Below are 15,217 nucleotides of genomic sequence, written 5' to 3'. Positions count from 1 at the left end.
GAAAATTATGGAGCTGAGCATTGTGGGTTTGGCGTTGATCGCCTTGGTGGTTTTCACCATTTATAAAGGGGTGAAAATGGTCTCCCAGGGCGAAAAATGGATCGTGCAGCGACTGGGTAAATACCATCAGACGCTGGAGCCGGGTCTGAATTTCATCATTCCTTATGTGGATACGGTGGCCTATAAAGTCACCACCAAAGACATCGTGCTTGACATCCCAAGCCAAGAGGTCATCACCCGAGACAATGTCGTGATCATCGCCAATGCCGTGGCTTATATCAACATCGTGCAGCCTGAACACGCTGTCTATGGCATCGAAAATTATGAGCATGGCATCCGCAATCTGGTGCAGACCTCACTGCGCTCGATCATCGGTGAGATGGATTTGGATGCAGCATTGTCCAGTCGCGATCAGATCAAAGCGCAGCTCAAGCACGCCATCAGCGATGACATCTCCGACTGGGGCATCACCCTAAAGACTGTCGAGATCCAAGACATCAAGCCATCAGCGACCATGCAGCTGGCGATGGAAGAGCAGGCGGCTGCCGAGCGTCAACGCCGTGCGATGGTGACGCGTGCTGATGGCCAAAAACAAGCCGCCATCTTAGAAGCCGATGGTCGCCTCGAGGCATCGCGTCGTGATGCCGAAGCACAAGTGGTGCTGGCGCGTGGCTCAGAAGAATCGATTCGTCTGATCTCACAAGCGATGGACGGCAAAGAAATGCCAGTGGTCTATCTGCTGGGTGAGCAGTACATTAAGGCGATGAATGACATGGCGCAGTCAAACAACGCCAAAACTGTGGTACTGCCTGCTGATATTCTCAATACTGTCAAAGGACTGGTGGGGGATAAATTTAAGTCTTAATACCCTCAAACCAAAACCCTTTGCTGTCACTTGTCAAAGGGTTTTGCTGGGGTATGTTATCAATGAGTTTTCTAACTGGCCTAGTGGTCGGCACGCACCGCACCATGCGCATCTAACAATGCCATGATTTCACGCACTTTCTCATCAAGCAAATCCGCATCACCGCGCGTCTCGATATTTAGGCGAATCAAAGGCTCAGTGTTGCTCGAACGCAGATTAAATCGCCAATCGCCAAAGTCAAGACTTAAGCCATCAAGCGTGTTTTTGGCAGGATTGAGTGAGACATATTTATCCTCTAAAGCTTGGCTGATGGTGGTGGCGTCAGTTTGTCCAAGCTTGAAATTGAGCTCGCCTGAACTTGGATGTGCAGTGATATAGTCATCGACAAGCTCTGCCAAAGATTTGCCCGTCACTGATAACAGCTCAATCAATAGCAGCCACGGCACCATACCGCTGTCGCAGTAGAAAAATTCTTTGAAATAATGATGTGCTGACATCTCGCCACCATAGATGGCACCCGTTTCACGCATCACTTGCTTGATGAATGAATGTCCAGATTTGCTCAGCGCTGGTGTGCCTCCCAGCTGCTCGATGACGTGTTCGGTGTTATAAATCACGCGTGGGTCATAGACGATGGTCTCGCCCTGATGCTTTTGTAAAAATGCCGCCGCAAGCATACCAACAACATAACTGCCATCGATAAATCGACCATCAGCATCAAACAAAAAACAGCGGTCAAAGTCGCCATCGAACGCCACACCAAAATCCGCCTGATGCGTAAGCACAGCATCACGGGTCGATGCTTGGTTGGCGATGATCATCGGGTTTGGGATACCATTTGGGAAACTGCCATCAGGCGTATGATGCACTTTGATGAGCTCAATCGGCGCACCAGCTGCTGCTAAGCGTGCTTCGATGGCATCGACCACAGGGCCTGCTGAGCCGTTGCCGCTATTGACGATGATTTTTTTGGCGGTGAATTTGGCGGTATCCACAAAGCTCATCAGTTTATCGATGTAGGCGGTTTTGTCTGATTTTTCAATCACTCGCCCTTTTGGTGCATCAATAAACTCACCACTTTCTGCCAAGGCACGTACTTCAGCCAGTCCTGTATCAGCACTGATTGGGCGAGAATTTTCACGCACCATTTTTAAGCCATTATAATTAATCGGGTTGTGGCTTGCGGTGACTTCGATGCCACCGATAGCATCATAAAAACTGGTGGCAAAATACACTTCTTCGGTGCCTGTCATGCCAAGGTCAATCACATCGACACCAGCATCGGTGATGCCCTCGATGGCGGCTGCTTTTAGATCAAAGCTTGATGGGCGAATGTCTGCACCGATGACGATGGCAGGCCGGTTGTGCGTGGTATTATTTGCCAAAATCTGTGCAAAAGCACGGCCGATGCGATAAGCGATGGACTCGTCCAGATTGACGCCAAGCTCGCCACGCACATCATAAGCCTTAAAGCAGTCGATGGTCATTGGGGCGTATGTGCTCATAATTTTTCCTAATGAGTTGAACAAATGATGACCTATTGTAGCATGACTTAGGCTGTGATGTAGCTAGATTTGGTAAAGTTTTACAAAAGTGCTTATCTGCGCATAAGTTTATCAATTTTTGGACTAAGAATTTGGCGGTAAATTATCAAAAAATTTGCTATGCTAATAGCACAATAATCACATCTAGGGAGTTTTTTATGAAAATCGCCAAAAATATCACCGAACTCGTTGGCAATACACCGCTGGTTGAGCTATCAAACCTAACAGCAGGGCTTAAGGCTCGTGTGGTGGTGAAGCTTGAATCATTTAACCCTGCAAGCTCTGTCAAGGATCGCATTGCTCTTGCGATGATTGATGATGCCGAAAAATCAGGTCAAATCACCAAAGACACCACCATCGTCGAGGCGACCAGTGGCAATACTGGCATTGGCCTTGCAATGGTAGCAGCGGCGCGCGGTTATAAGCTTGTCATCACCATGCCTGAGAGCATGAGCCTTGAGCGTCGTGCACTGCTGCGTGCATATGGCGCTGAGCTTGTACTGACACCAGCAGCTGAGGGCATGGGCGGTGCGATCGCTAAGGCGAATGAGCTTGCCGCGCAAGATGGTTATTTTATGCCACGCCAATTTGACAATGCTGCCAATCCGCAAGTGCATCGTGACACCACTGCCCAAGAGATTTGGAATGATACTGACGGTCAAGTGGATATCTTGGTCGCAGGCGTGGGTACAGGCGGCACCATCACAGGGGTGGGCGAAGTATTAAAAGCCAAAAAAGACAGTGTGCAAGTCGTCGCCGTCGAACCACAAGCATCACCGGTACTCTCTGGCGGTCAAAAAGGCCCACATCCAATCCAAGGCATCGGTGCAGGCTTTGTGCCAGCGGTGCTGAACACCGAGATTTATGATGAGATTGTGACGGTGGCGAATGACGATGCCTTTAAGGTGGCTCGTGAGTTGGCTGCCAAAGAAGGTCTGCTTGTTGGTATTTCATCAGGTGCGGCAGTAAAAGCGGCACTGGAGCTGGCGGCTCGTGATGAGAACGCAGGCAAGCTGATTGTGGTGATTATCCCATCATCAGGCGAGCGTTATTTATCGACCGCATTGTTTGCAGATTTGGCACAATAATCCGCCAAGGCAAAACACTCAAAAAACCATCGATTGTGGTATCATACCCATCGATGGTTTTATTTTAGGATAATCACATGACCCCAAGCCGAGACATTGCCGATTTACTTGCTTTGATGGCGCGCCTGCGACGAGACTGCCCGTGGGATGCCAAGCAGACCAACCAAAGCCTAGTGCCATACGCCATCGAAGAGGCCTATGAGCTTGCTGAAGCCGTCGGGCGTGGTGATATGGATGATATCAAAGGCGAGCTTGGTGATGTACTATTGCAAGTCGTGTTTCACGCACATTTGTACTGCGAGCAGGGTAAGTTTGATTTTGGTGATGTGATTTATCAGCTGATGGAAAAATTAATCCGTCGCCATCCCCATGTATTTGATAAAGAAAATCTAAAAACTGACGAAGATGTCAAACGCCGTTGGGATGAGATTAAAACGCTTGAAAATCAAGGCAAGCCACCACGCCGTATCTTGGATGTCAATGCAGGCAGTAGTCTTATGCAAGCCCAAGATGTCCAAAAAGCCGCTGCCAAAGTCGGCTTTGATTGGGATCATCTTGATGGTGCTGTGGCAAAACTATATGAAGAAATCGGCGAGCTTGCTGAGCTGATCCGTGATGCCAAGGGTAATTATCTGGATAAAGCAAACATCGATAGCCAAAAGGTGAGTGATGAGATCGGTGATTGTTTCTTTAGCTTGGTGAATGTCGCTCGCAAGCTTGGTGTCAATAGTGAGATGGCGACTTTGGGAGCGGTGATGAAGTTTCGCCGACGCTTTGAGTTTATCGAAGATCGGCTTATCGAACAAGACAAATCGGTGAATGATGCGACGCTTGATGAGATGGATCGGCTGTGGGATTTGGCAAAGACAACAGGGCTATGATGAAAAGATGCGCGCTATCCATATTGATATTATTAAGTATTACTCATCAGTCATTGGCAAACACAGTCACGCCCAAGCAGTGCTATCCTGATGCCATCAGCGCTTATGAGGCCTTAACAGAATATGATCGCACGCATGCCAAGATCATCAATATCAACACCGCCAGTGCTGCCGAGCTGACTTCATTGACAGGCATCGGGCATACCACTGCAGCTGCCATCGTCGAGTATCGTAAAGCCAATGGCAGCTTTGTCAGCGTCGATGAGCTGCTATATGTCAAGGGCATTGGTGCTGCGACTTTAAACAAAAATCGCCATCGCCTAAGCGTCATGTCTCGCTAACCAGAGTTTGGCCAAATTGACAGGTTCGCCACCGTATCGCGCTGGCACATTCTATGCCTCAAAAGGGCAGTGATGTGATGAAATTGTGTTTTTTATTCGCTTTTTTGGCAGATACGCGTTAAAATAAAGGGTTTAGTAAGATAACTTTATGGGACATTTCCCAACATCAAGGAGTAGGCATGGGCAGATCGCCTAAAAAGCCAAAACAAAAGAAAATCATGCGTACCACGCATTCGGCAAAATCCCTGCAACTACAAAAAGGCAGCTTGCCGCACAGCATCGTCGAGGTCATCGGCGCACTCCATAAAGCAGGCTTTGAAGCGTACATCGTCGGTGGCGGTGTGCGTGACAGCTTGCTTGGCCTTGCGCCCAAAGATTTTGATGCCGTCACCGACGCACGACCTTATGAGATTAAGGCGATTTTTGGCGGTCGTTGCCGTATCATCGGGCGTCGTTTTCAGCTGGCTCATGTGTATTCAGGCCGTGAGATGATTGAGGTGGCGACTTTTCGTGCGCCGCCCAAGGATGACACGCACACCACGGATGAGGGTATGATTACTCGAGATAATGTCTGGGGTGATATTGAGCAAGATTTTGCGCGCCGTGATTTTAGTATCAATGCCTTGTATTATCAGCCGATCAAAGGCGAGGTACTGGATTTTTGTGGTGCGCTCGATGACATCGAAAATAAGGTTTTGCGCCTATTGGGTGATGCGCGTGTACGCATTGAAGAAGACCCTGTGCGCCTATTGCGCGCATTGCGCTTTAAGGCAAAATTGGGCTTTGAGTTTGATGATGCGTTGGCGGCTCAATTTCATGAGGATAATTGGGCGCTACTTGAGCAAGTATCAGCGCATCGTTTGTATGACGAGAGCCAAAAGATGTTTGGCGGCGGCTATTTGGCTGCGCTGTTGCCTTTACTATTTGAACATGGCGCGATGAACAGCTTGATGAATTATGCGCCAAATGAGCCGACTGCGCTGATGACAGCGGTAGCGATCAATACCGATCGTCGTGTGGCGATGGGCAAAAGCGTCAATCCTGCGTTCTTTTATGCAGCGATGCTGTGGGAAAATTATCTGCATCAATTGGCAAAATACAAAAAACGTGGCTTGCCATTTTATGAAGCACAGCTCAAAGCTGCCGAAAAAACCATCGATGCCCAGCGCATCAAAACCGCGATTCCAAAGTTTGCCGAGCAATTTATCAGCGATATTTGGATCTTGCAGCCAAAGCTTGTCAATCCACACGTGCGTGACATCGCCAATCTTGAGCGCTTGCCGAAGTTTCGCGCGGCATTTGACTTTTTGGTGCTGCGAGAAAGCCATGACAATCATCCGCTCACTGAGCCGACCAATGGCATGGGCGCATGGTGGCAAGCCTATCAAGAGGCATCGGCTGCCGATAAAGCGCTGATGATTGAGAATTTCGGATCCGAATCAGGCATTCCCAAGCGTCGCCGCCGTGAGCGCAATAAAGATGCCAAAAGCCGCGAACTCGATCAGCTGCGAGAGCTGTCACTGCGTAGTGATGAGGTGATTGCCACGCGCCCTGAGCCACTGTTCGTGGTGCCGGGCGCTGAGGCTGTGGTCAAAGATGCTGCCAAATCTTTAAAAGTAGCGCAGCTTGAGCCGGCTAAGCCTGTGCCTGTATTTGATCCAGTGCAGTTTAGTGAGGCGGATTTTGCCAAATTGCTGGCCAATGACGAGCCATACATTCCGCCATCGCGCCATCGTAAGCGCAAGCCATCATCAAGCCTTTCTATCATCGAGCGCGAAGCTGGACTTAGTGAAAGCGATGTGGCAGCGCAAGATGATGACTTATTCAGTCAAGAAAGCGCCACGCCAAAACGCCGTCAGGCCAAGCAGTCCAAGCCAAAAGCCAGCAACAAACGCACCAAAGCTGCCAAGCCAAGCAGTAAAGCTAAGGCAAATCAATCAACAGCCAACTCCAATGCCACTGTGGTGGCGGATGATGCGACAGACAAGCCAAAACGCCGCCGTCGCAAATCCAATGCCAAGCCGAAGGCAGATGAGTGATGGATGGACAGATGACCATTTGTTATATCGGACTTGGTGGCAATATCAGCAATGCGCTTGGCACGCCCACCGAGCATATCGGTAACGCCATCACAGCGTTTGTAGATAGTGATGATTTTGATGGTGTTAAGGTGTCATCGCTATATACATCCAAGGCGTATGGCGTCACCGATCAGCCTGATTTTGTCAATGCGGTATTGATGGCAAAGACCCGCTTATCACCCTTGGCATTGCTTGATTTTTGCCAAAGCCTTGAGACGGGCGCAGGGCGGGTACGGCTACGCCATTGGGGTGAGCGAAGTCTAGATGTCGATGTTCTGCTGTATGGCGATGCCATGATCGATAGCGAGCGACTGATTGTCCCGCACAAAGAGCTGATGCTGCGTAATTTTGTGCTGATTCCACTACTTGAGCTGACGCCTGACTTGATGGTGCAGGGGCAAGCATTGGCACAGCTACCTGCCGCCCAAGATTGGCAAGGGCTTGAATTGGCAAAATAAACCACCATTAATCCAGCAATCGCCAAGCCATTTTTGGCTAAGATTTTGCAATGACAATTTTGGAATTATAATAATGAGCTATCTTGCCACACCTGCCAAGCCACCAGTCACCTTAAGCACGCTAAACAAACTCAAAGCCAAAGGTGAGAAATTCTCTTGCCTAACTTGCTATGATGCCAGTTTTGCCCATACGATGGATCAAGCAGGGATTGAGACCATTTTGGTCGGTGACAGTCTGGGCATGGTGGTGCAGGGTCATGATTCGACTCTGCCTGTGACGGTGGCGGATATGGCATATCACACTGCCAATATCGCCCGTGCCAATCGCACTGCACTGATTTTATGCGATTTGCCATTTTTGAGTTATGCAACTTTGTCTGATGCCATCAATAGTAGCCGTGCTGTGATGCAAGCTGGTGCCAATGTCGTCAAAATCGAAGGTGGTCGTGAGCTTGCCGAGACGGTACGAGTACTGGCACAAGCAGGCGTGCCGACTTGCGTGCATTTGGGGCTGACGCCACAGCTTGTCAATATCTTTGGCGGCTATAAGGTGCAGGGCAAGACTGATGAAGCTGCTGCCAAGCTACTGGAGGATGTGCAGATTTTGGTGCAGGCAGGTGCAGCGATGGTACTGCTTGAGTGCGTGCCAGCGACACTTGCCAAGCAAGTAACCCAATCGGTCAGCGTGCCAGTCATCGGTATCGGTGCAGGCGTGGATACTGACGGTCAAGTGCTTGTCATGCATGATATGCTGGGTGTTTATACTCGTAAGCCTGCCAAATTTGTCAAAAATTTCATGACAGACAGCACCAATGTGACAGGCGATATCACAGGGGCATTTGCTGCTTATCATCAAGCAGTCAAGAGCCAAGCTTTCCCAACCGATGAGCATACCTTTTAATCCCATAATAACAACAATAAGGATACGCTGATGCAAATTTTTCATACCATCACTGAGCTGCGATCTGCATTGTCTGCGACACAAGGCAAAATCGCCTTAGTGCCGACGATGGGCAATCTGCATGAGGGGCATTTGACCCTTGCCAAAATCGCTCGCACCCATGCCGATGTCGTGGTGGTGAGTATTTTTGTCAATCCGACACAGTTTGGCGTGGGTGAGGATTTTGATAGCTATCCACGCACGCTGGATGCAGATGTGGCGGCACTCAGTGATGTGGGCGTAGATTTTGTTTTTGCGCCGAGCGTCGATGAGATGTATCCGACTTATCCGCCCAATGTGCAGGTGCTCTCAGGTGAGATTACCAAGCTACTCTGCGGCAAATCCCGTCCGACGCATTTTGATGGCGTAGGTTTGGTGGTGAGTAAATTATTCAACATCGTGCGTCCTGATGTGGCGGTCTTTGGCAAAAAAGACTACCAACAGCTTGCCATCATCAGACAGCTCAATGATGAGCTGAACTTTGGTATTGACATCATTGGTGCTGACATCGTGCGAGCTGATGACGGTTTGGCATTGTCATCACGCAACCAGTATCTGAGTGCCGATGAGCGAGCGGTCGCACCTGTGCTATCTCAGACATTGCAAGCATTGGCGGACAAGCTTGCACGGGCAAGTATCATTGATTATGATGCTTTGATTGATGATGCCAAGGCGACGCTGATCCAATCAGGCTTTGTGGTAGATTATCTAGAAATTTATAATCGACAATTACAAACTGTCAGCCAAGCGGACAGAGCTTTGGTGATTTTGGCGGCGGCATGGCTTGGCAAGGCACGCCTGTTGGATAATCTGGAAGTAGATTTGGCCCAAGCAAGATAGCGCGCAGACTTGTGGTCGTGGTGCGGTATTCGTTGGTCAATTGATGACAAAAAAGGTTTCACATGAAACAGGTACAAGACAGCCCAATTTCAATCATCATCGTCTCAGGGCGTAGTGGCTCAGGCAAGACCTCGGTGCTCAATATTTTAGAGGATTTTGGCTATTATGTCATCGACAATTTGCCACCATCACTGCTGGCAGGGGCGGTGGCTCGCTTGACCGATGATACCAACATCCGTAAAATCGCATTGGGCGTTGATGTGCGTGTACCGGGGGCGGATTTGTCTAATTTCCCAACCGTACACGAAGAGCTGATTCGCCAATACGGTGAATCCGCCATCAAAGTGCTGTATGTCACGGCAGATGAGCCAGTGCTGGTGGCACGATTTGGGGCGACACGCCGTGTGCATCCGTTGATGGCAAATGGTACGGTAGGTAATCTACCCAAGGCAATCCACAATGAGATTGAGTTACTCGAGCCCATCGCCCAGCTTGCTGATATAAAGATTAACACAAGCCTACTAAACACCCATGAACTCAAAGAGCGCGTGCGTGATCATCTGGGCGTTGAGACAAAGGTCACGGTGAATCTGCTGTCGTTTGGCTTTAAATATGGCACGCCGATCGATGCCGATTTTGTGTTTGATGTGCGTATTTTACCCAATCCGCATTGGGATGAGACACTGCGAGCACAGACGGGTGAAGATGAATCGGTGAAGGCGTTTTTTGGGCAGTATCCAGAGGTCGATGCGATGGCGGATGATATCGCCGAGTTTTTGGGTAAGTGGTTGCCAAATTTCTTGCATAATAACCGCCACAGCCTCACCATTGCTATCGGCTGCACAGGTGGTAAGCATCGCTCGGTGTATGTGACACGGGGCGTGGAAGATAGGCTTGCCAAGCTGCTGCCTGATGAGATGATGATCAAAACCAAGCACCGTGAAAAACGCTACTGGTGCTGCTGATTAAACCTTGGGCGTGGCTTGCCATCTGTGCCAAACTGATTAAAAATTGAACAATATAACTTGAGAGCTTTATGATAGACTGGTCAAAAATGGATATGCGAGTCTCTCGCACCGAAATCAAAAAATCCCACGAACGCTTGCAAGCACTAGCTTTGCCACTTGCCAATCTCTCCAAAAAACAACAAAAAAATCTGCCAGTCAGCGAGTATTTTTTGGACGAATTGGCACAGTTATCCAGCATCAGCTCAGCGGCCGCCAAAAACCGCCAAATCAAGCGTATCGGCAAGCTGATCGTCGAAGAAGATCGCCATAGTTTGACTGCGGCGTTGTTTGAATGTAAATTTACACCAGAGCAGATCGCCAAGATTGAGACTTGGTATAGTCGTCTGAATTTGGCAGATGAAGCGACGATCAAGCAGTTTGTTAAGCAGTTCAACGCCAGTGAGTTTAACAGTATTTATCAGCTGCTACTGTGGATCGAATACGCCAAGCATTTAAGCGACGATGAGCTGCTAGATGAGAGTTTGGCGGATTTTCATAGCTATGTCAAAGAAGTGGCGATTTTATCGACTTGATGGATCGTGATATTGGCAGCCATAAAATGGCCTTGTTGCCAGCTTGGCGCTGCGATCAAGCCGCTCATCCATCCTGCAGAAGTGACCGCTAATCAATGTAACAATTCAATGTAACAATGCCACATGAAATTGGGTTCATGTGGCATTGTTACTTGTCCTGTTCAAAGCTTTGGTACGCAGTTTAACTTGCGTATCTTGGCTTAGCCCTATGTGATTTCCTTAATACAGCCATCATCCATGAGTCAGTCATTTCATCGACTGTATTCCTTTGCTGTATGGTCATTATCGCAAATTGCCAGAATGTACGCCAGTGGCAAATGGCGGCAATCTGTGTAAGCATTTTCTTACAAAGCAGCGATCTGCTTGTCTAACATGAGAATCTGCGCTATCATGCAAGCACGGATGCAAAACTTAAGGAGAATGTCATGGCTCGCGTGAAACTCAATCCACCGCCAACGGTACTGTACCGCACACAGCTACAGGTGCAAGTCGGGGATTTGAATTATGGCAACCATTTGGCCAATGATGCGGTACTAAAACTGGTGCATGAGGCGCGTCTACGCTGGTTGGCTACGGGCGGATTTTCTGAGCTTGACGCTGGCGGGGCAGGACTGATCATGGCGGACGCGATGGTGCAATATGCCGCCCAAAGTTTTTATGGCGAGGTGCTAGATTTTGCCATCGGAATCGGTGAGATCACGGGTTCAGGCATCGAGATTTATACCACCATCACGCGTAAGGCTGATGATCAGCTGATTGCTTTGGTTAAAAATGGCATGGTATTTTTTGATTATCAGCAACAAAAAGTAGCGAAAGTGCCGGAGCGGTTTGTGCAGTTTTTGGGGAGTTAGTTAAAAGGACACAAAAAAGAATCAGCACCGTGATGGCGCTGATTCTTTTGTCCTTGCTTGGAGGTTTTAAACATGGGCTGTTGGCGCATGTTTGGCTTGACGCAAGTTTAGGATAAACATGGCTGCTACAATACAAAGACCGATGATGTCGGTCATCATCTCAGGCACAATTAAGCAGAATGCACCGATTGCCATCACGATGCGCTGCCAGGTATTCATGGTAGTTTTAAGATAACCTTCAACAGCAGCAGACAAAGCAATTACACCGATGATAGAGGTTGCCGAAACCATGGCAATGGTATGCCAAGCTGGGCGCAAAAACTCTTTGGCTGTGACCGCGGCATCCGCTACATCGATCATCAACATGTTAGGATTGTATACAAACATAAAAGGTACGATAAATCCTGCCAAAGCCAGCTTTAAAGACTGCCAACCTGTTTTCATCGGATCACCGCCTGAAATACCAGCACCAGCGAATGCTGCCAGAGCCACAGGTGGAGTGATGTTGGCGAAAATACCAAAATAAAACACGAACATGTGCGCCACTAGAATTGGCACATCAAAGGCTGCCAAGGCAGGAGCGGCCATTGTTGCAGTAATGATATAAGCAGGAATTGATGGCAGTCCCATACCCAAAATCATTGAGGCAATCATGGTGAGCAACAGTGTCAAAAACAGCGATCCTGCACCCAAAGTGACGATTGATGAAGTCACGACCGAACCGAAACTGGTCAAATTAACCACCCCGATAACCACGCCGATCGCCGCACAAGCAGCCATTACCGATAATGACTGCTTAGCACCATCTGCCAATGCATCTAAAATGTCATTAAATCCCATGCGCGTGGCAGGTCTTAGCCAGCTGATGACGATGGTAAAGGCAATGGTATAAGCTGCAGCATAGCCGACGGGAATGTTGTTGGCAAGTAAAACAATCAGAGCGATAATTGGCAAAAGCATGTGACCGCGTTCTTTAAGCACTTCTTTGACGCGAGGCAGATCCGCCTTGGGGATGCCTTTTAGATCACGGCGGCCAGCACGAAAATGCACCTGCATGATTACCCCAAGATAATACAACAATGCAGGTAGTACGGCAGCCAATGCGATGGTACTGTACTTCACACCAGTGGTTTCTGCCATGATGAAGGCTGAGGCACCCATGATTGGAGGCAGGATTTGCCCACCAACAGATGCACTGGCCTCGACAGCACCTGCAAATTCTTTTTGATAGCCAATACGCTTCATCAAGGGAATGGTAAAGGCACCTGTACCAACAACATTCGCAACAGCCGAACCGTTAATACTGCCCATAAAACCACTGGAGATTACCGCGACTTTGGCAGGACCGCCTTGCTTATGTCCTGCAAGAGCCAGTGCCAAATCATTAAATAGTTGACCCATTCCCGAGCGTCCTAAAAAGGCGCCAAATAAGATGAATAGGAAAATAAAAGTCACCGATGCACCGATGGCAGATGAATACAGACCCTCGGTCTTTAGATATAACTGGCCAAAAATATCGCCCAAATCATAAGGCCGTGTTACCAGTCTGTCTGGCATAAAATTCATGTGGCTAATGAAAGGATATGCCAAAAAAAGTAATGAAAAAGCGGGCAAAATCCAACCTGTAATGCGTCTGGCACTCTCAAGAACCACCAGTACTGTTAGGATGGAAAAAATAACATCTGTTTGGTTTGCGATACCACCTCGGGTGCTAGCGATGGCATCAAATTGATAGATTAAGTAGCCTGCTGTGACAAAAGACAGCAATACCCAAATCCAATCATACCAAGCCACCGAGCGACGACTGCTGTTTTTGGAGGCTGGATAAATCAAAAAAATCAGCGCCGCTCCCACAGCGACATGAATTGAGCGCTGTAGCAGTTCGGCCATTGGATTGAAAGTGATGTACAAATGAAATAAAGAATAGGCGATGGCAATAGCAGCGATCAGCCACTTGGTGGTTTGGCTGGTTGGGTTGCGAGTGACAGATTCGCGATCAAATTTCTCAAGTACTGCTTGAGCATTGACATCCATCGTGCCATTTTTATTTTGCGTGTCAGTCATGACAGCTCTCCTTGATAAGCCAAAAGCCCTTTGGGTGTGTTTCTACAGCAATTTGGACTTCGCTATAATCAGGAACATGTTCATAAACAGAAAAAATATCCTGGCGGCCAATGATTTGCCCTTGCATATTGCTTGAAACGACCCAATGAATTTTTGGTAATAACACATTGCTTGAAAGCCCCACATAGCCTTCAGGTGCGGGGATGACTTGACCTGTTGACGGTGTGCCAGCCCCAAAGGTTTGCATAAAAGTTTTGGTTAGGTGTAGTTGATCATCTTGCATTTGATAATATTCTTGCCAAAACTGCTTTTCGACAGAATGTCGCCATTTGAGCGTAAAATCACGCTCGCCCCACACGCAGTCAAAAGTACTGCTGCGAATGACGATACGACGCTCATGATGGCTAAGATAACCAATAATCACTATCAGCACAACAATTGGCAGGATGAGAAGCCAAGGCTGGCGATGGGAAGTAGATGACGCTAGACGCATTTAGTTACCACACTTGAAAGATGCATACATAAAATGGCCGATGAATAACCGACCATTTTTTTGGCATCAGTCAGGATGTTTATTTTGCGCCAATTTCGTTGTAGTATTTTTGGGCACCTGGATGCAGACCTACAATCAGACCTTGCTGAGCGTTTTGAGCATTGATGCCGCTAGCTGCTTGGTGTGCGGTTTGCAGTGCAGGCAAATTGTCAAAGAATGATTTGGTTAGGTTGTATACATCATTCTCGCTCAAATCACTGCGCACAACTAAGCTGTTCATCACAGCAGCAGTTGGGATGTCAGCGGCGTTGCCATAAGTGCCTTGAGGGATGGTTTGCTCAACAAAAATGTTGTTTGCTGCAGCAACTTGAGCCACTCTGTCAGCTGGAATTGGTACGATTTGTAGATCGAATCCTTGTTGTAATTCCATCAATGATGAGTTTGGCAGACCGCTCGTAAAGAAAGCTGCATCAAGTTTGCCAGTTTTCAAACCATCAGCTGCTTCGGCAAAGCCTAAGAAGTCTGGGGTGATGTCATTATAAGTAATGCCAAGTGCCGACAACAAAGCGCGTGCTGAAGATTCGACGCCAGAGCCTTGGGCGCCAACAGCGATGCGTTTGCCGCGCAGATCATCAATGCTATTGATGCCTTTTTTGGCTGAGGTGGCGATTTGGATGTAATTTGGATACAGGCTGGCGACAGTTTGTACATTTTCAACTTTTTGTTGGAAATTGTTTGTACCATTGATGGCGTCGCTGAGCGCATCATTCATCACCAAGGCCATTTCAAGCTTGCCTTGGTTCAACAGGTTTAGGTTCTCAACCGATGCGCCTGTGGTTTGGGTTTTGGAATTGACACCAAATTGTTGTGCATAGATTTCGGCCAAAGAAGTGCCGATAATGTTAAAAGGGCCTGATGCTCCGCCAGTACCAATGGTGACAAATCGTGTATCAAGCTTATCGGCTTGAGTTGTCTGCGCACTATCAGCGCCTGCTTGGGTGTTATTTGTGGTTTGTTCGTTGCTGCAGGCAACCAATGAGAAGATGGATAAAGTGGCAGCCGCAACTTTGGTAGCTAGTTTCATGATAACTCCTTGTGATCTTAAAAGGGCAAATATTTGTCCCTCATCGTCCTAATGGACAAACAGCTTTGTAACTGTGCTGCTCATCATAACACAAAAATAATACAAATTAACCACCCTTTTTGTGTTTTTTAGCGAAATTTTAAGCAA

At 48.2% G+C, this 15,217-nt stretch carries 15 protein-coding genes; 11 read left to right on the top strand and 4 right to left on the bottom strand.

Going from position 1 to position 15,217, the window contains the following annotated elements:
- The first annotated feature begins 7 nt into the window (after positions 1 to 7).
- Positions 8 to 865, top strand: coding sequence for an SPFH domain-containing protein (locus B0681_RS03485; RefSeq protein ID WP_078317362.1), 858 nt, complete (start codon positions 8 to 10; stop codon positions 863 to 865).
- 80 nt (positions 866 to 945) lie between these two features.
- Here B0681_RS03485 and B0681_RS03480 read toward each other — a convergent pair whose 3' ends face one another.
- Positions 946 to 2,370 (bottom strand): phosphohexomutase domain-containing protein, encoded by a 1,425-nt coding sequence (locus tag B0681_RS03480; protein WP_078317361.1) that lies wholly within the window; start codon positions 2,368 to 2,370, stop codon positions 946 to 948.
- 197 nt (positions 2,371 to 2,567) lie between these two features.
- Here B0681_RS03480 and cysK point away from each other — a divergent pair, with 197 nt between their 5' ends.
- The 10 genes from cysK (at position 2,568) to B0681_RS03430 (ending at position 11,429) form a co-directional block, all read left to right on the top strand.
- On the top strand, positions 2,568 to 3,497 hold the full coding sequence (gene cysK / locus B0681_RS03475) for a cysteine synthase A (protein ID WP_078317360.1): 930 nt from the start codon (positions 2,568 to 2,570) through the stop codon (positions 3,495 to 3,497).
- Between the two features lie 77 nt (positions 3,498 to 3,574).
- Entirely contained in the window at positions 3,575 to 4,378 is an 804-nt protein-coding gene (gene mazG, locus B0681_RS03470) for a nucleoside triphosphate pyrophosphohydrolase (protein WP_078317359.1), read from the top strand.
- 53 nt (positions 4,379 to 4,431) lie between these two features.
- Entirely contained in the window at positions 4,432 to 4,719 is a 288-nt protein-coding gene (locus B0681_RS03465) for a ComEA family DNA-binding protein (RefSeq protein WP_228143850.1), read from the top strand.
- Between the two features lie 179 nt (positions 4,720 to 4,898).
- On the top strand, positions 4,899 to 6,758 hold the full coding sequence (gene pcnB, locus B0681_RS03460; RefSeq protein WP_078317358.1) for a polynucleotide adenylyltransferase PcnB: 1,860 nt from the start codon (positions 4,899 to 4,901) through the stop codon (positions 6,756 to 6,758).
- An 11-nt stretch (positions 6,759 to 6,769) separates the two neighbouring features.
- Complete coding sequence (gene folK, locus B0681_RS03455; RefSeq protein WP_078317387.1) at positions 6,770 to 7,258, top strand: 2-amino-4-hydroxy-6-hydroxymethyldihydropteridine diphosphokinase; 489 nt, start codon at positions 6,770 to 6,772, stop codon at positions 7,256 to 7,258.
- Positions 7,259 to 7,331: 73 nt separating this feature from the next.
- Complete coding sequence (panB, locus tag B0681_RS03450; RefSeq protein ID WP_078317357.1) at positions 7,332 to 8,159, top strand: 3-methyl-2-oxobutanoate hydroxymethyltransferase; 828 nt, start codon at positions 7,332 to 7,334, stop codon at positions 8,157 to 8,159.
- Positions 8,160 to 8,189: 30 nt separating this feature from the next.
- Positions 8,190 to 9,038 carry a pantoate--beta-alanine ligase gene (gene panC / locus B0681_RS03445; RefSeq protein WP_078317356.1) on the top strand — a complete coding sequence of 283 codons (849 nt, stop codon included), beginning with the start codon at positions 8,190 to 8,192 and terminating at the stop codon, positions 9,036 to 9,038.
- A gap of 62 nt (positions 9,039 to 9,100) precedes the next feature.
- A complete protein-coding gene (gene rapZ, locus B0681_RS03440; RefSeq protein WP_078317355.1) occupies positions 9,101 to 10,003 on the top strand; it encodes an RNase adapter RapZ in 903 nt (300 codons plus the stop codon).
- Positions 10,004 to 10,074: 71 nt separating this feature from the next.
- Positions 10,075 to 10,578, top strand: coding sequence for a ribosome biogenesis factor YjgA (gene yjgA / locus B0681_RS03435; protein ID WP_078317354.1), 504 nt, complete (start codon positions 10,075 to 10,077; stop codon positions 10,576 to 10,578).
- Between the two features lie 425 nt (positions 10,579 to 11,003).
- A complete protein-coding gene (locus B0681_RS03430; RefSeq protein ID WP_078317353.1) occupies positions 11,004 to 11,429 on the top strand; it encodes an acyl-CoA thioesterase in 426 nt (141 codons plus the stop codon).
- Positions 11,430 to 11,495: 66 nt separating this feature from the next.
- Here B0681_RS03430 and B0681_RS03425 read toward each other — a convergent pair whose 3' ends face one another.
- From B0681_RS03425 to B0681_RS03415, 3 genes are all read right to left on the bottom strand, one after another.
- Entirely contained in the window at positions 11,496 to 13,493 is a 1,998-nt protein-coding gene (locus B0681_RS03425; RefSeq protein WP_078317352.1) for a TRAP transporter permease, read from the bottom strand.
- Positions 13,486 to 13,986 (bottom strand): DUF1850 domain-containing protein, encoded by a 501-nt coding sequence (locus B0681_RS03420; protein WP_078317351.1) that lies wholly within the window; start codon positions 13,984 to 13,986, stop codon positions 13,486 to 13,488. Before B0681_RS03420 ends, B0681_RS03425 begins: the two co-directional genes overlap by 8 nt.
- Positions 13,987 to 14,065: 79 nt before the next feature.
- The gene (locus B0681_RS03415) at positions 14,066 to 15,070 is read right to left on the bottom strand and encodes a TAXI family TRAP transporter solute-binding subunit (protein ID WP_078317350.1); all 1,005 of its coding nucleotides are present in this window, start codon (positions 15,068 to 15,070) and stop codon (positions 14,066 to 14,068) included.
- Positions 15,071 to 15,217 lie beyond the last annotated feature (147 nt).

The organism is Moraxella porci DSM 25326 (assembly GCF_002014855.1).
Lineage (GTDB): Bacteria > Pseudomonadota > Gammaproteobacteria > Pseudomonadales > Moraxellaceae > Moraxella > Moraxella porci.
Note: the sequence above shows the minus strand (reverse complement) of the source record. Positions and strands in the feature narration are given on the sequence as shown.